Origin of the sequence: Flavobacterium sp. 2, from assembly GCF_049949195.1 — a bacterium.
Lineage (GTDB): Bacteria > Bacteroidota > Bacteroidia > Flavobacteriales > Flavobacteriaceae > Flavobacterium.
This window is the reverse complement of sequence record NZ_CP188206.1, coordinates 1,739,525-1,760,285: the sequence shown is the minus strand read 5'-3', so window position 1 is coordinate 1,760,285 and position 20,761 is coordinate 1,739,525. Positions and strand designations below refer to the sequence as shown.

Genomic DNA, 20,761 nt, shown 5'->3' with positions numbered 1-20,761 from the left:
TCGATTTTTAAATAATCATAAGAAAAACTAAAATTATTTCTAGACTTAAATCATAAGATTATGAAAGTAAAATTATATAGAAGACAAAAAAATGTCTTAATGCTATTATTTAGTTTTTTCAGTTTTTGTTCTCTTTTTGCTCAAATTGTGGGTACAAAAATAAAAGACGGAACTGTAAGCACCGGATCAGAAAAAGCAAGAGCGGGAGTATTACTAGAATTAGAAAGTAATAATAAAGGGGTACTGTTGCCACGTTTAACGACAGCACAAAGAGACGCCATTCTGCCGGCAAATATAACGCCCGGATTAATGATATTTAATACAAATACGGCATGCTTTGATTATTGGAGTGACAGACAAAACCTTTGGGTCAGTCTTTGCGGTTCTTTGCCTCCTGCAGTGTATGATATTAGTCCGGCACAATGTACCAAAGCAGAAATTTTTGGAACATACAAACAAGGAGTTCCTTTGAATCAATCTAACTATATGACCCTTACTGTCACAGTAACCCAAAGAGGTAATTATACAATCTTTGTGACACCAACAGGTGGAAGTGGTTACTATTTTACAACAGCAGGACTTTTTATCTCAGCAGGTACTTATGTTTTGTATTTGACAGGAATGGGTACGCCAAACAAAGGTTATCCAGGAAATCCGGGAGATCCGGGAGATTCACTCCGTGTTATTTTAGACGGAACAGTTTCTTCGTGTTCTTTAAATAATTGGGTTAAAAAGGCAGATGTAGATTTTGTTCTTAATTGTGGAAGCGCAAGTATTCTCGGTAATTATTTTGAAGGAGTTCCTCTGAATGCTTCCAACAAAATAACATTAAATGTTAACCCAATAACTGTCGGTTTCTGGAGCATCAACACCAATACAGTAAATGGATATTCTTTTAGCGGAACAGGAACATTTGATAATTTAACGCCAAATCAAACAGTTGAGCTTTTAGGAACTGGCGAACCTATTGCATCTGGATTAAATAATTTTAATATTTCATCTAATGCAGTAACGCTGGCTACCGGACAATGTAGCAATGTTCCGGTTACGGTATCTTCCGTTGGATATACAATTAATTGCAGCGGAGCAACAACTAATGGAACATATATGCAAGACCTTGCTTTAACCTCTTCGAATACAATAACATTGCCAATTAATGTTACTGCAACGGGTAAAACAACAATAAATACAAACACTGTTAATGGCATATCCTATACTTCAGGATTGATAAATTTAAGTGCAGTAGGACCACAAAATATAATTTTAACGGGTACAGGAACTCCAACAACTTCAGGAAATACAAGCCTCACAGTTACAGGAACTCCCGGCGGTGCTGCAACATGTTCAGTAAATGTACCTATAACTGCGCAGCCTGTTACCTATACAACTAATTGTGGTGGTATCACAACCAGTGGAGGTTATGCTCCCGGGATCGCAATGAATGCGGCAAATACCATGACTGTTCCGGTTAATGTGACCTATGTAGGAGCTTATTCTATTACAACAAACACAGTAAATGGCATCAGTTTTTCAGCTAGCGGGACATTTGCAAGTACAGGAGCTCAAAATGTAGTTTTAACAGCAACTGGAACTCCGGTTTCCGGAGGTGTTTTTTCTTATGCCATAACTGCTAATAGCACCAACGGAGGTGTGGCTTGTAACAAAAGCATAAACTTTGTTTTCAGGACTATGAAAGTTTTAGGGCTTGGATACTCTCTTTACCAACCGGGTTCGGCAGGAGCTTCCGAAGTTCCAAGAGCGGTTTTGGCCTCAACGGCAAATTTTGGACCTACCGGTACTTTTCAGGTGCAGGGTATAACAATAATTGACGGAGGATTCAATACTGGAGCAACATTAAAAAACTCAATCAATAGTAATAATATTGATATTATAGTGGTCGGATACTTTTATTCTGTTGATGCGGCAACTATTGCAGTTTTAAATGATTTTGTTAAAAATAAAAAGGGAGTCCTTATTTTTGCTGATAAAACTTATGCAGCGAATAGTACTGATCTTATTAATGCTATTTGTGGTTCAACTACGGTTGCCCTTACCGGGACAGGAGCAACATACACCAATCCAATATTAAATGTTTCTGATCCTGTTCTGGATGGACCTTTTGGAAATATAAAAGGAATGTATACAGGAAGTGAATGGTCAAATGCAATTTACGCTACAGGTTTGCCTTCAAACACAACTGCTCTGGTTACTCAAACGGGGAATGCGTCAAGGGTATGGGCTTTTAAGCACAATACTTTAGGTTTTATGTTCGTTGGTGAGGGAGCATGGATTGGAGGTAATGCAACAGATACAAATACAGTTATTTATCCTGCAAAAATTACAGCTACAGGATTACCAATTCCAAAACCATATAATGCAGGGATTTCTGTACAAAACAGTATAATGTATGCTAATGCTATGGTATGGGCCATTAAGTATGCACAGGAAAATGTAAATACAAGTTATGTTATCCCTTAATTGAAATAAAAAAACACCTCATTTATTAGTTCATTTTGGAGGTGTTTTATAAATCAAATGAGTTTTTTTAAAAATTGTACAGATTCACTTTAAATAAAAAAATATGCGCGGTACTTATATAAAAGCTAGTATACTATTACTGTTTTGGATCCATAAAATTTCGGCACAAATAGTGAATATTGGAGATTTATCAATTTCACCCAATACACAATTTTCCACACTTGCTGATTTTAATAATACAGCAACAGGTGACTTTTTGAATGATGGAAACTGTTTTATTTATGGCAATTTTAAAAATGATGGATTAGTAACGTTTAGCAATTCGAGTAACGGTAAAACTTTTTTTGCAGGAACAAAACAGCAATCAATTGAAGGATCGGCAATTACTTATTTTAAGAATATTATGTTTGAGAATGGAGCAGAATTAGTTCCTTTCCATTTAAGATCCGCAATTGTTGTGGCTAATAAAGCTGAATTTAAAAAGGGAATTATAAATGCAGCAGATTATGATGGCCGATTAATTTTTGAAGAAAAAGCATTTTATTCAGATGCCGGTAATCTGAGTTTTTTAGATGGAAATGTAGAGAAAAGAGGCAATGAAACATTTGAATTTCCAATTGGGGATAAAAGCTTCTTTCGGCCCAGTTATAAAGGAGGCGGTTCAGATTTAAACAATGTTTACACAATTCAATATCTTTTTGAAAATGCAGGAAATGTTCATCCCTTTAGCAGTAAAGAAGATTCAGTTTTAGAAATCGACCAGGCAGAATATTGGAGTGTAACGCAAGATAAAGGAAGTGAAAAAATTATTTTAAGTCTGACATTAGATTCCAATACAACTCCAGCTTCTTTTTTTGAACAAAGCAGCGAAAAAGAGTTAGCAATAGTTCGTTGGGATAACACCACATCAAAATGGATTAATGAAAAAGGTATAGTTGGTGATCCTCTTTCAGGCAGCAATTATTCAAAACTAATAACTGCCCAAGTTAGTGGTTACGGAATTTTTACACTGGCGTTTGTTAAAAAAGTTGTCGTTATTCCTGATACTGATGTCGTAGTATTTAATGCAATATCACCCAATGGAGATGGCATAAATGATACTTTTCATATCAAAGGAATTGATAAATATCCAGATAATACGGTAGAAATATACAATCGATGGGGAGTGAAAGTATTTGAAGCCAATGCTTATAACGAAACTGATAATATGTTCCGTGGATATTCTGATGGACGCAGTACAATCAAAAAAGGAGTAGGGTTGCCCGTAGGAACTTATTTCTACATATTAAAATATAATACTGGCAGCAAAACAATCGAAAAATCAGGATACCTCTATATCAGTAATCAATAATTGTAAAACGAGATCATATAGTCATCATTAAAAACTAAATTTATGAGAACAAAGTTATTATCTATCGTTTTTACCTTCACAGCTATTGTAAGTTATGCGCAGCAAGATGCTCAGTATACGCAATATATGTATAATACTATCGCCATAAATCCAGCTTATGCGGGGTCGCGCGGGACATTAAATATTTTTGGTCTATATCGTACGCAATGGGTTGGCCTGGATGGCGCTCCTGAGACAAGCAGTTTTTCTGTAAATGCGCCAATAAATGACAGCCATCTAGGAATAGGCGCGTCACTGATCAACGATAAAATTGGTCCGACAAGCGAAACGAATTTCTCAACAGATCTTTCTTATACCGTTGAAACTTCGGAAGATTTTAAACTTTCATTTGGTATTAAAGCAACAGCAAATTTATTCAGTTTAGATATTAATAAATTGAATCAGGACATGCAGGGCGATCCTCAATTTCAAAACTTAAACAATAGGCTTACTCCAAATGTTGGAGCCGGTGTTTATTGGCATTCCGATAAGGCATATGTTGGTTTTTCTGTTCCTAATTTTATTGAAACGAAGCGTTATAATGACAATGATGTAGCCATTTATAAAGATAAAATCAATTATTATTTAATGGCAGGGTATGTTTTTAAAATAAACGAAAACAAGGGAATGTGGATTAAACCAGCTATACTTTCAAAAATGGTGGAAGGCGCGCCAGTACAATTCGATATTTCAACCAATTTTATGTTTCTGGATAAATTTGAAATTGGAATTGCTTACAGATGGAGTGCTTCAATAAGTTCATTGGCAGGATTTCAAATTACAGATAATCTTTATTTAGGATATGCTTATGACTTCGATACCACTTATTTAAGCAATTATAATTCGGGATCTCATGAGATTTTCCTTCGATACGAATTTTTCCAAAGAAGCGGTCGATCAGTTCGATTCTTTTAAATAAAAATATTTTTAACCAACTTTTTTTAACTAAAAATGAAGCATTCAGCAATGACAAAACAACAAATAGTAAGCTTTTTTATAATACTTATTACTTTAGGACAACACATTTTTCATTCAAATCAAAACCATTATCTATACATGATAGCTGTAAATCGTTAACCGCGAAATTTCTAAAAAAAAAGTATTATGAATTCAATTTATGATTTTGGAAGGTTGTAATTGTTGATTTGTTTAGAACACATAAATGGCAATTTTTCTCAGATGAAGATTTAAAAGAACAAAGCTGATCTAATTTTAAAAAATATGAGTAGCGATGTATTCTTGGGGATTTACACCAAATTTATTTTTAAAATTTCGGTTAAAAGTAACTCTACTATTAAAACCAAGATCCAGATAAATTTCTTTTAAAAGGACATCATTATCTTTTTGATTTTTTATTTCTTCCGTAAAGGCATTTAATCGATAATCATTAAGATAAGTTTTGAAGTTATTCTTAGTACAATAGTTAATCGCTGTTGAAATTTGAAAAATATTCAAATTGAGATCTTTTGCCATTTGTTCTAAATTATATTCGGCATTTCTCCAAGGCTGTTTCGTACTCATGTGATCATCGATTCTCTCAAATAATGCTTTATAAGAAGTATTTGCTACCAGTAATTCTGAACTTTTTTTAGCATTGGGTTCTACATCAATTTTTTCCTTATTTTCTAAAAAAGAAAGTATTCGCTGACTGGCAGTGATTTCAGTATAATAGTATAAAAGCAAAAACAATAGCATTAAGTTAAAAGATATAATGCAAATCATAAATGTCTTTTCGTACTGGATTTGTTCAAATTTATAATCTAAAAAGTAATTGAATATTTTACTTAAAGGAAATATCAGTAGCGTACCTAATGAAAGCAAAACGGTTTGTCTCAAATTGAAAAACATATAAAATGCCCATGGAAATAAAAGTGTATTCAGAAAAATATAATAAACAAAATTTTGACTAAAAGCACCGTAAACCAAATCAAAAATTAAAAAAAATACACAGCAAATTCTAGCCATTTTTTCAAAATTATATGGAAAATGAAAATGCAGATAATAAACAGTTGAGAGCATTGCAATGGCAATAGCATCAATAAAAAGGATGGTATAATTATGAAAATATAAATTGATAAAAAACAAAAATGTTTGCCTAATAATAATGAGCAGAATGTAATACTTTACAAAATCAAACTTTAATTCGCTTATTCTAATTTCCATTATTGATATTTTTTTTAGCTAAGATTCAAAACCATGATTCAAAACATTTTTTACAAACTGTATGTAGTTGTATCACAGTGATTTTAAAGAAATGACACATGAAAGTTCGATTATGACACTTTTTTTATAAAAATAAACATTTACTTCGAAATTCAAAGAAATTAGTAAAAAAACACGAGAATTGGTTTTTATAAAAGTTAAAGAATTAAAAGAAAAATATTTTAGAAATGAATAGAACAAAACTAATTTTAGCGTTATTATTTAGCACAGTTGGATTCGCTCAGGTTGGTATAGGAACAATAACTCCTAATAGCGATTCAATTCTTGATTTAGATGCAACAAACAAAGGGCTTATGCTACCCAGAATTACTACGGCAAATAGACCTTTAGCAAATGCTACTAATAAAGGAATGTTTATTTTTAATGTGACAACAAATGCCGTTGAATATTGTGACGGTACAACCTGGGTTTCATCTGCTTCTTCTCCTTCCATCTATACTTCAAACGGGACAATTGAAGCCGGAAGAGTAGTAGGAGTAACAGATCATGTTAATTTCGATAGTAATACTTTTTATATTGACGGAACAAATAACAGAATTGGAATAGGAACGGCCACACCCGGAACTTCGCTTGAAATTGCAACAGGTGTAGCTAATACATCAGGGATTAAATTGACCAATTTGGTATCAGGTTCCGGAATAGCTTCGACCGGTGATCCAATTGGAGTTGATGCTACTGGAAATGTTGTAAAACTAGGAGCTTCAAATTCTAATTTTTCGGCTAAAGTTGCACTGACTATTACTGGAACGACAGCTAATCCAACGAAAGCTACTGTGCGGGAAAATGATTTTATAAGATACCGTGATCTCGGAAATAATCAGATCGAAGTTGATTTTATGTATTCAGCAAAATCAGCAACAGGTTCAGCCGCGGGTAACGGTGATTATCTTTTTGCCTTACCAGGAGGATTTTCTTTTAATGCTACAGAGCATCCTTTTTACACTTCACTGACACCAACAGAACTGGATATTTTAGTAAACTCAGTTGGCCGGGTTCGAAATGCCAATTGGTTTGTATCAGGATATAATGCCGCATCTTATATAGTTCCTTACGATGCAACGCATTTTAGAATTATGACCACAGAAGGTACAGGTTCAGGATATCCAACTGCGATGAAGTCGAGCTGGTACGGAATCAATTACGCCAATAACGGCTATGCCGGCAGATTTATATTCTTTAAACAATAATTTAATTCTTCCCACACTATTTACGATGAAATAAAAGAGTAATCGTTACTCTTAATAATCTTTTATTGATACTGAAATTGCAAAGATCTTTGTTAGGCAATTTTTAGTAAAGACTTTCTATGCCTGAATTTTAAAAATTTTAAGCCATTGCAAAAAAAAAATTAGATTGCCCCAATCATAACTTTTTACCCTTATACGAATTAAAATGAAAAGAACATGACAAAAGATCAATCCATTAGAGAGTATTATTTCCGCATCAATAAAAGTATTGATTTTATAAAATCAAATCTTGATCAGGAACTTTCATTAGAGAATATAGCATCGGTTTCTAATTTTTCGAAATATCATTATCATCGAATATTCAAATCAGTGACAGGCATTCCGTTAAATGAATATATCATAAGGGCAAGAATTGAAAGGGTATTATTCTTTGTTAAAAATTATCCTCATAAAACCATTGGTGAAATTGCTTTTGAATGTGGTTTTGCAACCATGTCTTCTTTTACCAGAAGTTTTAAGGAAATCCAGAAAGTAACTGCCGAAGAATGGAATGTTAATTGTACCAATGGTAAAAATTGGTCGTTAGAAATTATGACCGAAAATTATCTGGCCATTAAAATTGATGTTATTAAAAATTGCCTGATGATTAAGGAAAAAGCGATTAAAATTGAAATTGTGGAATTGCCAGAAATCGAAGCCATGTATGTTCAGAATTTAGATATCGACATTCATGACAGCACAACTTACTCAGGAATGTTTGAAAGGCTTCATCGATGGGCAGGGCCAGAAAACGAGATTAAATTTCCCGAATCAAAAGCATTGACTGTTTTTCGAACGCATCATAATTTATCAGGAAATGTAAAAACCGATGTTTGTCTGACGTTACCCTACGCTTTACAGGAAGAAGGTTTTATTGCCGATTTAACAATTAGCGGCGGACTATACGCTGTAATTCATAAGGAATCTGCGATAGAAGAATGCTTTGCTTCCCTCGAATATATTTTCGAAGTATGGTTTGTTGAAAATGGCTATCAGCCGGATAATCGGGATTTTTATATTAAACATTTAAATGATCCACAAACGCATCCGCAAAACTTGCATGTTTTTGAGATGTATATTCCAATTAAACATTTATAAAACCAAATTAATAAAAAACCTTTGAATGAAAATGAACAGAAAAACGATTTCAATTATAAGTTATCTTACGATTATTGGCTGGATGGTTTCCTATATGTTTTACTACTCAGGACATAAATCAATTTTGGCTCATTATCATTTAAAACAATCTTTTGGACTAGGAACAATAGGGTTTATTTTATGCACTTTATATGTTAATTTGATTTTATTTTTTCCACTAATTTATATCATTTTTATAGTAATGAATTTATTGCTCTTATTGATAATAAGCATTGGAATTTCGAATGCTGTTAAGGAAAGAAAAGTTCCATTACCATTTTTAGGATTGTATTTTGACCATAAATTCGATTTTATTAAATATTAGACTCTATTTAATTTCTTTTTGACCTAAAAAAATAACCCTCAAATTTTAAATACCTATGAAACTGAACGTTAAATTTTTGTTTTTTGTACTGCTTACAGTTTTGATTTTTGGATGCAGTGATCAGGAGGATAATTTTGTGCCAAATTATCTGCAAATTATAGATGCAACAGATTTACCGGCAGGAAATCATCCCATGACAATGTTTGAAGATGACGAAAGTCCGTCAAAAATGTATGATAAAACCGATCGCTGGTTTAGGGTAAATCAACCTCTGCAGGTAATTCAAAAAGGGAAAGACTCTGTTCAGCTTTCTCTTTATTCGCCTGTAGAACTGACAGATGTAAAAATATATGCCAAAATATCGGGTAATGATCAAAGAATTTTAATTTATAACTTTTCAAAAATACCGGCCTTTCATCGCTCATTTCATCAGATTCCATTAGTCGCGGGCAAAAATGATTATTTATTAGAAAATGGAAAAACAATTACAATTGATAAAATGGAAGGCTTTGCCGCTGGTGCAATTGAATTTTCAGCCGAATCGAATGATGCTCTATTTGCCATGTTCAAAAAAATAAAATCGACAAGACTCGTTCAGTTTGATGATAGCTATCATTTGAAAAATCCTGATCGATACGTACCCATGAATCCTGTTTTGGCAAAAGAAGCCATAACGATGATCATTAATTATTCTTATGCGATAAGTCACCCGATCTACTACGATACTTTTATCAATTTTGACCGATATAAAAGAGAACAGGCAGCAGCAAATAACACCGCTGTAGAAGGAGCACTCGACTGGCACGGAAATGCTGAGGATCTTAATGGAGTTTATGATTATTTTACCAAAGAGCAAATATTACAGGTTTATAATACCTATATCGATAATAGAAAACTTTCTATGGCAATGGTTATAGGAGATGCGGCATGGGGAGGAGGGGCTTTAGCATCTCAATGGGAATCGAGTTATATAACCGGGCACTGGAAAGGAAATATGTCAGTTTGGTCACATGAATATTCGCATCATTCGGGTTACAATCATACTAGTAATCTGGCCAACAGTGCTGAAGGCGGCGGACAACAAGAAATGTTAGCCAATTTTTATAAATACCTTATTTATCTGAAAGACCTTCCGTTTACAGATCCGGAAATACTAAAAAGCTGGACTAAGACAAACTATTTAACTGGTACTTATACGAAACCTGTTTTTACAATTGATTCAAAAAATCCATTCTTAGTGAAATATAAAGGAGAAGGAAAATGGAAATGATATTCTAAAATGTAACAGTGTTACTAATAATGTTTCAGCTCTAATAAAGAAAACTAAAAAGAAAAATAGAGATCAAAAAATTTCACTATGAAAATAGGAATTATAGGAATAGGATGCATTACTGTTGATTTCGCCAACAGAGCATCTATTGCAGGTTATGAAGTATTAATTAGCCAAATTCAAAACAATCGAGCTTTGAGTGAAGTTGTAGAAACGATTGGTAAGAATGTAAAATTGGTTTCTATAGATGAAGCAGTCCAGGCAGAAATCGTAATCTTGTTTGTTCCTCGGGAAAAAATTGAATTTTTAATGCAGCAGTTACCTGATATGACAGAAAAAATAATTCTGCATACCAACAACAAAATTTTTAGTTTAGAACCGCTAAAATTCAATTCCGGCTCACGATCTTCAAGTGAAATTATAGCTTCATTTCTGCCAACTGCACATGTAGTAACAGTATACAATGTAATGCAGCCCATGATAATTATGCCTCGCAGACCAGATCAAAATAATAACGATATATTCTATACTGCAGCAAATAAATATATAAAAGAGTACGTGAGGATTTTTTTAGAATCGTTAGATTTTGCAGGACATGATCTTGCGGAGCTCTATCAGTTTAGTGCTTTGAATTAATAAATCGATAACACGAATAAATCACTTATTTGCTTCATTAGAACAGCAAATTAAAAAGTGGTCTACTAAGAAAAGAAATCTGCCTATCCTGTGAATAATTTATATGTTTTCTAGTTTTGAACAGGGATGCTCTGCAATTCGAACCTTATTAGAGAAAAGTTTGATTTTAATGAATTTAAGAAGCATTTGAAATTTATGCGCCACCAGTACGCCACCAGACTTGGAGTAGTAGATTATTTGTAAATTCGTCCTAGATTTTTGCAACAGAAATGGTATCAATTCTGTTAAATAAAGAAATAAAAACATTATTAATTATACCAAAGTGGGATAAAAAGCAAACTAATTGCTTTTACGGAAGATATTGTTTTTTGGAATTCTTGGATTGTTAAATATTCAAGAGCCGAATGTCTTCTGCAGGTGTTGTAGAAATTTTTGATATAATTGGTGATTGATGTTTTTGCTTTTTTTATGGATGCATATTGGTTGTGATTAATTAACTCTGATTTAATTGTCTTGAAAAAGCTTTCAGCAACTGCATTATCGTAACAGTTTCCTTTTCTGCTCATGCTCTGAGTAATCTGATCACTTTGCGACAAAATGTACACAAAGGCTTTGCAGGCATATTGAATTCCGCGGTCTGAATGAAATATTAATTTTTGGTTTCGAATTAATGGACGGTTGCATAAGGCTTGCTTAAAAGCGGCTATCGTTGTATCTATTGCTTTCATGGTGTTGCTTATTGACCAACCTATAACTTTACGATCGAAGAGGTCTATTACTGCGGTAAGATATACCCAGCCTTTCTTAGTTTGAATGTAAGTAATGTCGGATACCCAGACTTGGTTTAGGTTTCTAACTTTAAATTCTTGATTTAATAAATTGTCAGCGACAGGATATTTGGGAGAGGAGATTGTAGTTCTTTTGAACTTTAGTTTTGTGATCCGTTGAAGATGATTCTCTATCATTATCTTTCCAACATACGTGCGGGATACATTTATGTCGATCGCTGAAAGTTCTTTAGTGATTCTTATGCTTCCGTAACTTCCTAGGCTCCAATGATAAATTCTTAGAATTTCAGATGTTATAAATATTTTTCTTTCAGCTCTGCTCGTAGATAGGTCTTTCCTCCATCTGTAGAAACAGCTTGGATCTACCTTGAAAATTTTGCACATCTTAATAATTGGAAATTTATCATAGTTTTCCATGATGAATTTATAGCGAAGCCGTCTTTTCTGTAAAATAATTTCTGCGCTGCTTTCTAAGATATCCTTTTCTATCTGAATATTTTTGATTTCTTTTTTTAATCTTATTAATTCTTTCTGGTTAGCATCTAAATCTGATTTTTTTTCAAGGGTCAGTTTTCCTTCCTTGTAAAGTTTTTTCCAATGTTGGAGGCTATTTTCACTGATGCCCAGTTCTTGAGCTACAGTTAATACACTTTTATATTGATTACTGATTGTGACGGCACAAATTTTAAATTCCAACGGCCACTTTTTTCGAGTATTTTCCATGGTTTCAAATTTATAGAGTGATGAATTGTTTTGTAATTATTTCTTCTTACAATTTATCAAATTAAAATCTAATCAATATTTTTAAAACCGCCTTAACTTTTTGTGGCAAAAAAGGTATCACCTCCAGAACCTCTGTGCACCGATTCTGCACCCAAAATTCAATTTTTTTCTTTTTCAATATGAAATTATGCACAAAAAAATACTAACGAATTAACAGAAAGAGTAGTATTATTCTTTTTTTCCATATTACAAATATATGAAAATATTAATGCAGTTTCGAACCTAAACTTCGTAAGTATTGATTTTGTTGAATTTTTAATTCTTCATAGTGCCTTGTGCGACGATTGCGCCACAAAATTTCAAATGGCAAATAATTTTTAATTCGCCTTAGCTTTTTGTGGCAGAAAAGGTATCAAGTCCAAAACATAGATTACTCCCTTGATCTGTTGTTTTGCCTACTTTTTTCAGCCTGTTCTGAGGTTGGTATAGGAACGGAATCACCAATTACATCGACTTTTATAAACTGTAATAATATCTTTTTTTAAAAACCCATTAATGCAGTGGCTGACTTAAATTTATAAAAAAAATGTGCTGCTATAAATGCTTTAAACCTTAATAGCAGCGCATTTGTTTAAATTTCGTTTGATCTGAATGAAAATTATTTCTTTATGATTTAATTACACAATCAATCAAGCGGTAAAGATTTAACAAGTTCTGAAGTAGACAGAATGGCATGTGCATATGTAGGTCCATTAAGAACATGAGCTGCATGCATCATTTCTTGGCTAAACGCGGCGGTAGCATCTTTAACCAGAGTGATGTGATAGCCTAATTCCATTGCAAAACGGCAGGTGCATTCCATACATGTATTTGCTAGGAGTCCTATAGCTATCAGATGCGAAATTCCATGCTGTTTTAGCAACATGTCTAAATCAGTATTAGCAAAACCACTTTGAGCCCAATGCTGTTTAACGATGATATCGCCCTCAAGAGGTGCAAAGTCAGGATGCCATTCTCCGCCCCATGTCCCTTTAGCAAATGAATGTGTCTCCATAATCATTTGCTGAGTGGGATTAGGGAATTGCCAATGTTGATAATCTGTGGGTTCCCACTGTTTGTGGGGAACAATAAACACCTTAATACCTGCTTGACGAATTGATTTAACAATTGTTCGCAGATTATCCAATAAATTATTAGCTTCGGCTATTTCTTTTACTCTCGGCCAAATCTTTCCGCCTTCTGACAAAAAATCGTTGTATGGATCAATAAACAGCAATGCTGTATTTTTTCGTTTATATTTTACTTGATTCATGGTATAGAAATTTAAAATTTAAAATTATTCTAGTCAGTTTGTACGCAATGCGTGATGCTCAATACTTTTTGCAAAAAGAGGCGTTTCGGTTTGATTGTGGTAAATTGATGCAGGCTGGCGCTGCGCTTTGAATTGTTCAAATGGGATGCCTTGTTTATCAATAAAACTGATAAAATCCGGGGTTGGTCTTGATATCACTCTGTTTGTAAATTCACAGGTTTTTTCATCAATTTTTTTGACGCTCAGTTCCCAATGCACCTGTATAGTGGTTCGACCGTTGGGGGTAAATACATCTGAGACTGACAGCAGAATAAGGTGTGCGGGTTCACTAAGCTGTTCTACGTAGTGCTGCACCATAAGACTGCCTCCAATGATTTCGACATTTATTGACATTTTTGTGCCGTCAGGCGCAGTAGTAAAACCAGCCGCAATGTGTGCCGGAGAGCATGATTGATATTCATTTTCAGGAAGACCGAAACACCACGCTGGTATGTCGATCTTTTCTATCGGTGCGTTGATAATAGCAGAAAAGCTAGAATCAACAAAAACTTGATTGTTTTCCATAATGCTTTTATTTTTAAGTTGTTATATGAATGCTTGTTCATTTTAGTCAATTGTTTCGCCTATTTTATCAAGATAACTGCCTACATTCAATTCAAAGTCTCCATCTTGCTGAATGCCCCATTCAAATAGTTTTTTGAAAACAGGCTTGGCTTCATCCCGCTGCATGCTTTGCATAAATGTATCGCGAGAGTCAAGCATATCTTTAGCTGTAGGTTTACCGCCCGCTCTTTCGTTAATAACGGCTTTTGCCTTGCCAATTATATGTGGATCAAATTGACTGATGCGCCAGCCTAAGCGATACACAAACTCATCTAATTCAGCGTCAGAAACAGCACGGTTAATAATGCCGTATCGTTCTGCAAGATCCGCATTGATATCCTGTGCGCCTATAATAATTTCGATCGCACGCGCTCTGCCCAAAAAGACAGGCAGATTTTCCATTGAGCCGCCTCCCGGAATTAAATTTACTCCTACTTCAAACTGTCCGAAGATGGCTAATTCCCGGCTGGCAAAACGCATATCACAAGCCAATGCAAATTCAATTCCGATACCTCTTATTCTGCCTCGAATTGAAGCTATGCTTATCACGGCGGAATTCAATAGTCGTTGTGCTATATCAATCCATAATGGCAAACCGCTGGCCGTCTTTGGGTTTGGCATTTCTGCGGCTCTTGCCACATCAAAATGCGCTATAAAATAGTTTTCTACAGAACTGTCAAAAAGAATGACTTTTACATCGGGGTCACTTTCGATTTGATCCATTACTATGGACAAGCCTGTTAAGAATTCGGGATCAAAAAGATTCAAAGGGGGATTATCAAAGGTAATATTCCAAAATCCCTTATTTAATTTTTTTAAGATCATAGGAGTGCCTTGAATTTTAGTCACTGAAATTGGTTTTATAATCATTTTTAAATTGCTTTATGTTTTATCTGATTACGGTTATTGATTTTTACTTTATAGCGATCTTACCCAGATTAAGAAAATAATGTTTGTTTCTCTTAACATAAGATGCTTAACAGCCTCGAATTGCTTTTTTTGCTTTATTATCGCAATGACCTGAAAGCGGCTCTTATTTCTTTTGAAAAAGCCTCTGGCTGTTCCCAGGCAGCAAAATGGCCACCTTTTTCAAGTTTATTAAAATAAATTAATTTTGGAAATGCTTTTTGGGCCCAACTTTTTGGAGCTGCATAGATTTCATCAGGAAATACACTTACAGCAACTGGTATAGCAAGGTGCTTGGGTTCGAAAAAGGCGAGTTTGTTTTCCCAGTAGAGCCTTGCAGAAGAAATGGCTGTACCTGTGAGCCAGTAGAGAGTTATGTTATCAAGGATATCGTCTTTTGAGAGTCCTTCAGTTTGACCGTCAAATACGCGCGCGATAAGTGCATGACTGCGAGCATCGTGATCAAGCATCCAAGCCGCAAGACCTATCGGGGAATCTTCAATACCGTATAATGTCTGCGGGCGATTTGCCATTTCCTGAGCATACCCCAGTCCATTTTTGTAGAAAAAGTCCAGCTGATCATATGCGTTTTGTTCCTCTGCAGAAAGTCCAGCGGGCGCCGGGCCAAATTGAAGTGCTTTTGCAATATTGTCTGGTACTGTAGCAGGCATATTAGTATGAATGCCCAGCAATTCTGGCGGTGCCAGTACTGCCATTTGTTCAGTCACAGCATCACCCCAATCGCCTCCTTGTGCTACAAAACGAGTGTATCCTAATCTTTTCATCAGCGTAATCCAAGCATTTGCAATATGCACCGGGTCCCAGCCTGTATTGGCTGGTTTGCCAGAATAACCATAACCAGGCAACGATGGGATTACTATATCAAAAGCATCTTCGGCTTTCCCGCCATATGCGGTTGGATTGGTCAAAGGGTCTATAATTTTTAACTGTTCTATGATGGATCCCGGCCAACCATGCGTTACTATTAATGGCATGGCATTTTTATTTTTAGACCGAACATGTATAAAGTGAATATCGACGCCATCAATGGTAGTGACAAATTGTGGCAAAGCATTTAGTTTAGCTTCCACCTTACGCCAATCATAATCTTCGGCCCAATACTTTGCCAGCTTCTTCATAGTGTTCAGCTGCACCCCTTGTCTTTGATCAGATACAGTTTCTTTAGTTGGCCATTTCGTGGCTATTATACGTTGACGCAGGTCTTTTAGTTCAGCATCGGAAACATGTATTTTTTTGAAGGGACGAATCGCCTTAGCATCAACTGCATTTTGGCCTGCCGCTGACATTGTGATCACGATGAGTATTATCGTGATGACACGTGCTGTATATTGATTACTATTCATAGTTTTATTTTTTTATTTGCAGTGATTTAGAGTTCTTTTTTGAAATTCTAATTTGTTGATATGCAGCATTAATTAGCATAACATTTTTTTTATACTACATTTAAATCTACATTTATGTTCCCTCTTGTAGCTTTTGAATACGGGCAAATTTGATGGGCAGCCTCGACAATAGAATTTGCTAATTCACGGTCCAAGCCTGGCAGGCTTACGTTTAAACGTGCTTGGAGAGAAAATTTATCATCAGTCAAGCAGAGATCTACTTCGGTGTCGACCGTTGTGCCGGCTGGAAATCTTACTTTCAATTTGCCTGCTGCGAGTTTCATAGCGCCAATGAAACATGCTGACCAGCCTGCTGCAAATAATTGTTCTGGATTGGTGCCTGTTCCTGTTCCCGGCACTGAAAATTTAAGATTTAAAATACCATCAGAACTTTGTGATGTTCCGCCATCACGATCTCCCATAGTATGGGTTTTAGCGGTGTATAAAACTTTGTCGATTTGAACTGTGTTGTTATTTTCCATGATTATGTTTTTTTATCTGTATATTATTTTAAAATTTATGAATGCAGGGCCGGCGTATTGCTAATTATGAACTTTAGGAGGTGCCTTATTTTTTTTTGTAATCTTATCGACATCGATTATAGCTTCTGCGAATGCTTTTGGATCTTCCTGCGGCACATTGTGGCCAATGCCCGAAAGCACCCTATGTTCATATTTACCTGTAAATTGGTCAACGTATCCTTTACCATCTGCAGCAGCACCGTCAAAATCACTTCCTATTGTAATGCTTGGAACTGTAACAGCTGGTCTTGATGCCAAGCGTTTTTCTAAACTATCGTATTTGTTTTCCCCTGGCTCAAGGGATAAACGCCATCTGTAATTATGAATGACAATTGCTGCATGGTCTGGGTTATCAAATGATTTAGCTGTTTGATCGTAAGTGGCTTTGTCAAAATTCCACAATGGAGAGGCAAGGTGCCAGATCTGTCTGTTGAATTCATAAGTGTTTAGAGTATATCCTAATTTTCCTCGTTCCGTTGAGAAATAATATTGATACCACCAACCAAGCTCAGCTTTTGGAGGTAATGGCTTTTTGTTGGCCTCAAGATTTACAACCAAATAACCGCTAACTGAAACAAGACCCTTTACGCGGGCTGGCCAGAGTACCGCCATAATTACTGCTGTCCGTGCTCCCCAATCAAATCCGCCAATAATTGCTTTCTCTATCTTAAGAGCATCCATCAGAGCAATCACATCTACTGCAAGTGCTGACTGCTGACCGTTTCTAAAAGTGTTATCGGAGAGAAAACGGGTGGTTCCAAAACCTCTTAAATAAGGAGTGATTACACGATATCCTTTTGCAGCCAGCAGTGGTACTACCTCATTAAAACTATGGATATCATACGGCCAGCCATGCAATAAAATTACCGGTTCCCCATTGGCAGGCCCTGCTTCTGCATAACCGATATTCAACACTCCGGCATTAATTTGTTTTAGTCTGCCTAACGAAGTTGTTCCTTCTGTTTTTTCCGCAAGTTGTTTTTCCGGCTGGCCATGAACAGGATAAATCACCATTAAAAGAATCGCAGTGACATTTATCATAGCCGCGGCGTGTCTGCAGCTTTTTCCTGCTATAGAAACCACTAATTCTAGATTGAAAAAATTAAATAAAGAGCTGTATTCCTGCTGAACGTTGACCCCTTTTTCGTGCGTTGCGGTTTTCATTTCTAACTATTAGATTTAGACGTTTAACATTAAAACCAAGTAATTTTTTTTGTGTTTGAGAATCTGCAAATTGCAAAAAAAATTAGGCATAGAAAGACTGTAAAAACAGTTAAGTATCTGCTTATGAGATACTAATCTGAATTATATACGCATAGAATAAATAGTATAATAAAAATAGGAAAGTGCGGGTTCGTGTAGTTTGTCGGGCAGTTGTAAATACCTATTTAGATAATATGTGTTGGTTTTACATAATAAAATTAAAAAAAAAATATATCGTAACTTATTTTTTTTTTACTTTTTTTTTACTTTTTTTTAGTTATAAGAAACTGATTACCAGTATAATAATGTCTTATAGTAAAATTCTTCTTTTAATAATTAAATTTTTTATTTCATGAAAGATACAGATCATCCTTATCTAAAATCTATTATTGCTCAGGTACGTATGGATCATTAAAAAACATTGCGCAGACGGATATTTTTTGCAAGGTACTATGCTTTGAATTTAAGCAGATCGCCTACAAATTACGATTTGAAGAGCCTAATTATCCCCGCAATTACTAAAAAATAAATGAAACTTCTTCTGACTATTTAAGAAAATCTGCTACAAGGGGGATAGAGGAGGTATTGCTTCCGAAAATAGAATTTTTTTGTATTATTTATAAAACGTTATCATCCCGTACCCATCTTTAAAAATCAATTGTGTAATGACCTCATAAACCTTTCAAAAATGTGTGTGCTTATTGGTGAACAAAGAAAGCTGATATAATGAGCCTCTCGAAAAAACAATTACCAATAAACGCAATCAGAAATTTGGTATATACATAAAAGTGAATGTCTAAAAGTTTCGAACCTAAACTCGTTAGACTTTGATTTTGCTGGATTCTTAATTGTTAAAAATAGTATGCGCCACGATTCTGCCACAAAACTTGAAGTGATAATTTTTTAAAGCATTTTTCCCTTGTCATGTGGAGTTGCTGGGATTACAATCGAACAACTAATTCCCATATTAATGTTTATTGATAAACTTGGTAAAACGCCTTGAAACCCTTTGATTTAATAGAGTTTCCGATTTTTATTTTTTACTTTTTTTCAAAACAAAAATATTCTTTTCTCTTTAATATATTCTCCAAAAATAATGTTTTATATTAAATAATGTTCTTAAAAAGAATTACTCAAGGTGTTCGACAGTTGAACACTTTTGCTCTATTTAATTTATTTAGGCTGCTATGAAGAAATTATCTTTGAAGTAATTTTGAAAAGAACAAGACTGGATTTAAAAAACAGCATAAAGAAAATAACATGTAAGAATTTAAAATATAAATCAATCATTGATTTTCCTGTTATATTCTGCACATACGTCACAATTGTTTGTTTCGTCCAACTCTTCAAAGTCGTATTGACAAGTTACACATTGATAAAGTTTGATTATTTCGTAATTCAAGTTATAAATTACACCCTTTCTATCGATATCAGCATTAACTCGATAACTTAATCCACAGTTACCTTCACATTCAAAAATGGCATTGTTTTCTTTAATTCGGGTAATTGCACTGCATTCACATTGAATATATTCGGCAAAGCACTCGCTGCATTCTCCAGTTGCTATTTTTGACATCGGAGAATTATTGTGGGAAATAATTAGTTCCTGCAACTCTGCTTCTGCAAAATCTAAAGAATACTGATCTTTATCTATATAACGATTGAACGGATTGAAAACCTCAAAATATTGAGAAAACTGAATTATTCCGAAATGACAGAATTCACAATAATCTAAATTTCCAATCTGTTCTAGCTCATCTTGCTCCTCTACTGAAAGAAATTTTTCTTCAAGGGCATTAATTAGTTTTCCTAAAGAAAAGTAGAATTTCGTTTTAGTTTTTTCCAGATATGGTGCCAGATCATCGTGGATGAGCTCCCGATCTTTTGCAGAAGAAAAGTCACCACTATTGCTTGAAACAAAAAAAGAGTCTGGAAAGTAAAAACTTTCGGCGGCGGGCTTACTAGCTAAATCGAAATATGGAATTTTATGATTTTCATATAAATAATCTATGGAGCTTAGAAGAATTATAGCATCGGCCGTGCTATTTTGCTTTTCACCAATAAAAGGAGCTTTTTTCTCCACTGCCAGATTCGATGCTGTAAGTCTTGCTGAGTCTGGAATGGGGATTACTAAAGTATGTTTCTTAAAAAAAAGCTCAACATTTTTAATATGCTGCTTTTGTTTTTCAATCTTTTCGTTATATTTTTCCTCTATAATATTTTTTAAACTTTCTATTTCAGAAACTGAGTCGGTAGTACCGATAAATTTTTCAATAGCTTTCAAGTGATCCTTATGACCGTCAAATTTATTTTTAAAATCAGTAATTTGTTTAGATGCTTGTGACTTATTACGTTCCCATTCTTGGATAATTATATCGTTTGTTAAAAATACGATGCTGTTATCTTTAACACGTTTTTCAATTATTTCAAATACTTTTATATGCAGTTCCTCATATTTGCTGGAATATACGTTAAAACCATTGGAGAGGTATATCCAGTTATTTGTGTCAAGAAATATATATGTTTTGTTCATTTTTAATTAATCGTAAACATTTTAAATTATTCAGTAATTGAAAATTAACTTTATCTTTTAAGTAAATGCTTAATTTTGAAAAGA

17 protein-coding genes are annotated in these 20,761 nt (G+C 34.4%); 8 read left to right on the top strand and 9 right to left on the bottom strand.

Annotated elements, in window-relative coordinates:
• The first annotated feature begins 60 nt into the window (after positions 1-60).
• From ACNFIH_RS07525 to ACNFIH_RS07515, 3 genes are all read left to right on the top strand, one after another.
• Positions 61-2,478, top strand: coding sequence for a hypothetical protein (locus ACNFIH_RS07525; RefSeq protein ID WP_426486146.1), 2,418 nt, complete (start codon positions 61-63; stop codon positions 2,476-2,478).
• A 103-nt stretch (positions 2,479-2,581) separates the two neighbouring features.
• Positions 2,582-3,829: a gliding motility-associated C-terminal domain-containing protein gene (locus ACNFIH_RS07520; protein ID WP_426486145.1), complete on the top strand. Its 1,248-nt coding sequence runs from the start codon at positions 2,582-2,584 to the stop codon at positions 3,827-3,829.
• Positions 3,830-3,871: 42 nt separating this feature from the next.
• Positions 3,872-4,783 carry a PorP/SprF family type IX secretion system membrane protein gene (locus ACNFIH_RS07515; RefSeq protein ID WP_426486144.1) on the top strand — a complete coding sequence of 304 codons (912 nt, stop codon included), beginning with the start codon at positions 3,872-3,874 and terminating at the stop codon, positions 4,781-4,783.
• A 297-nt stretch (positions 4,784-5,080) separates the two neighbouring features.
• Here the strand turns inward: ACNFIH_RS07515 and ACNFIH_RS07510 are convergent, their stop codons facing one another.
• Complete coding sequence (locus ACNFIH_RS07510; RefSeq protein ID WP_426486143.1) at positions 5,081-6,031, bottom strand: helix-turn-helix domain-containing protein; 951 nt, start codon at positions 6,029-6,031, stop codon at positions 5,081-5,083.
• Between the two features lie 227 nt (positions 6,032-6,258).
• On the opposite strand from ACNFIH_RS07510, the gene ACNFIH_RS07505 reads away from it, so the two are divergent.
• From ACNFIH_RS07505 to ACNFIH_RS07485, 5 genes are all read left to right on the top strand, one after another.
• Complete coding sequence (locus ACNFIH_RS07505; protein WP_426486142.1) at positions 6,259-7,278, top strand: hypothetical protein; 1,020 nt, start codon at positions 6,259-6,261, stop codon at positions 7,276-7,278.
• A 216-nt stretch (positions 7,279-7,494) separates the two neighbouring features.
• Positions 7,495-8,415, top strand: a complete 921-nt coding sequence (locus tag ACNFIH_RS07500) for an AraC family transcriptional regulator (RefSeq protein ID WP_426486141.1) — start codon at positions 7,495-7,497, stop codon at positions 8,413-8,415.
• Positions 8,416-8,440: 25 nt separating this feature from the next.
• Entirely contained in the window at positions 8,441-8,779 is a 339-nt protein-coding gene (locus ACNFIH_RS07495) for a DUF4870 domain-containing protein (RefSeq protein WP_426486140.1), read from the top strand.
• 55 nt (positions 8,780-8,834) lie between these two features.
• The gene (locus ACNFIH_RS07490) at positions 8,835-10,049 is read left to right on the top strand and encodes a hypothetical protein (RefSeq protein ID WP_426486139.1); all 1,215 of its coding nucleotides are present in this window, start codon (positions 8,835-8,837) and stop codon (positions 10,047-10,049) included.
• A gap of 87 nt (positions 10,050-10,136) precedes the next feature.
• Positions 10,137-10,685: an NAD(P)-binding domain-containing protein gene (locus tag ACNFIH_RS07485; protein WP_426486138.1), complete on the top strand. Its 549-nt coding sequence runs from the start codon at positions 10,137-10,139 to the stop codon at positions 10,683-10,685.
• Between the two features lie 308 nt (positions 10,686-10,993).
• On the opposite strand, the gene ACNFIH_RS07480 is transcribed toward ACNFIH_RS07485, so the two are convergent.
• The 8 genes from ACNFIH_RS07480 to ACNFIH_RS07445 form a co-directional block, all read right to left on the bottom strand.
• Entirely contained in the window at positions 10,994-12,196 is a 1,203-nt protein-coding gene (locus ACNFIH_RS07480) for an IS3 family transposase (RefSeq protein ID WP_426486137.1), read from the bottom strand.
• A 685-nt stretch (positions 12,197-12,881) separates the two neighbouring features.
• A complete protein-coding gene (locus tag ACNFIH_RS07475) occupies positions 12,882-13,508 on the bottom strand; it encodes an isochorismatase family cysteine hydrolase (protein ID WP_426486136.1) in 627 nt (208 codons plus the stop codon).
• A 33-nt stretch (positions 13,509-13,541) separates the two neighbouring features.
• Complete coding sequence (locus tag ACNFIH_RS07470; protein WP_426486135.1) at positions 13,542-14,072, bottom strand: hypothetical protein; 531 nt, start codon at positions 14,070-14,072, stop codon at positions 13,542-13,544.
• A 42-nt stretch (positions 14,073-14,114) separates the two neighbouring features.
• Positions 14,115-14,981 carry an enoyl-CoA hydratase/isomerase family protein gene (locus ACNFIH_RS07465; RefSeq protein ID WP_426486134.1) on the bottom strand — a complete coding sequence of 289 codons (867 nt, stop codon included), beginning with the start codon at positions 14,979-14,981 and terminating at the stop codon, positions 14,115-14,117.
• A gap of 137 nt (positions 14,982-15,118) precedes the next feature.
• Positions 15,119-16,381: an epoxide hydrolase family protein gene (locus ACNFIH_RS07460; RefSeq protein WP_426486133.1), complete on the bottom strand. Its 1,263-nt coding sequence runs from the start codon at positions 16,379-16,381 to the stop codon at positions 15,119-15,121.
• An 89-nt stretch (positions 16,382-16,470) separates the two neighbouring features.
• A complete protein-coding gene (locus tag ACNFIH_RS07455) occupies positions 16,471-16,902 on the bottom strand; it encodes an organic hydroperoxide resistance protein (RefSeq protein WP_426486132.1) in 432 nt (143 codons plus the stop codon).
• Between the two features lie 60 nt (positions 16,903-16,962).
• Positions 16,963-18,105, bottom strand: a complete 1,143-nt coding sequence (locus ACNFIH_RS07450; protein ID WP_426486131.1) for an alpha/beta fold hydrolase — start codon at positions 18,103-18,105, stop codon at positions 16,963-16,965.
• A gap of 1,321 nt (positions 18,106-19,426) precedes the next feature.
• Positions 19,427-20,677: a PIN domain-containing protein gene (locus tag ACNFIH_RS07445; RefSeq protein WP_426486130.1), complete on the bottom strand. Its 1,251-nt coding sequence runs from the start codon at positions 20,675-20,677 to the stop codon at positions 19,427-19,429.
• Between the last annotated feature and the right edge of the window lie 84 nt (positions 20,678-20,761).

Bases quoted from the DNA above. Each gene is read 5' to 3' on its own strand.
- ACNFIH_RS07505 (WP_426486142.1), top strand. From the start codon at position 6,259: ATGAATAGAACAAAACTAATTTTAGCGTTATTATTTAGCACAGTTGGA.
- ACNFIH_RS07450 (WP_426486131.1), bottom strand. From the start codon at position 18,105: ATGAAAACCGCAACGCACGAAAAAGGGGTCAACGTTCAGCAGGAATAC.
- ACNFIH_RS07520 (WP_426486145.1), top strand. From the start codon at position 2,582: ATGCGCGGTACTTATATAAAAGCTAGTATACTATTACTGTTTTGGATC.
- ACNFIH_RS07445 (WP_426486130.1), bottom strand. From the start codon at position 20,677: ATGAACAAAACATATATATTTCTTGACACAAATAACTGGATATACCTC.
- ACNFIH_RS07525 (WP_426486146.1), top strand. From the start codon at position 61: ATGAAAGTAAAATTATATAGAAGACAAAAAAATGTCTTAATGCTATTA.
- ACNFIH_RS07455 (WP_426486132.1), bottom strand. From the start codon at position 16,902: ATGGAAAATAACAACACAGTTCAAATCGACAAAGTTTTATACACCGCT.
- ACNFIH_RS07510 (WP_426486143.1), bottom strand. From the start codon at position 6,031: ATGGAAATTAGAATAAGCGAATTAAAGTTTGATTTTGTAAAGTATTAC.
- ACNFIH_RS07475 (WP_426486136.1), bottom strand. From the start codon at position 13,508: ATGAATCAAGTAAAATATAAACGAAAAAATACAGCATTGCTGTTTATT.
- ACNFIH_RS07460 (WP_426486133.1), bottom strand. From the start codon at position 16,381: ATGAATAGTAATCAATATACAGCACGTGTCATCACGATAATACTCATC.
- ACNFIH_RS07500 (WP_426486141.1), top strand. From the start codon at position 7,495: ATGACAAAAGATCAATCCATTAGAGAGTATTATTTCCGCATCAATAAA.
- ACNFIH_RS07470 (WP_426486135.1), bottom strand. From the start codon at position 14,072: ATGGAAAACAATCAAGTTTTTGTTGATTCTAGCTTTTCTGCTATTATC.
- ACNFIH_RS07495 (WP_426486140.1), top strand. From the start codon at position 8,441: ATGAAAATGAACAGAAAAACGATTTCAATTATAAGTTATCTTACGATT.
- ACNFIH_RS07490 (WP_426486139.1), top strand. From the start codon at position 8,835: ATGAAACTGAACGTTAAATTTTTGTTTTTTGTACTGCTTACAGTTTTG.
- ACNFIH_RS07480 (WP_426486137.1), bottom strand. From the start codon at position 12,196: ATGGAAAATACTCGAAAAAAGTGGCCGTTGGAATTTAAAATTTGTGCC.
- ACNFIH_RS07485 (WP_426486138.1), top strand. From the start codon at position 10,137: ATGAAAATAGGAATTATAGGAATAGGATGCATTACTGTTGATTTCGCC.
- ACNFIH_RS07465 (WP_426486134.1), bottom strand. From the start codon at position 14,981: ATGATTATAAAACCAATTTCAGTGACTAAAATTCAAGGCACTCCTATG.
- ACNFIH_RS07515 (WP_426486144.1), top strand. From the start codon at position 3,872: ATGAGAACAAAGTTATTATCTATCGTTTTTACCTTCACAGCTATTGTA.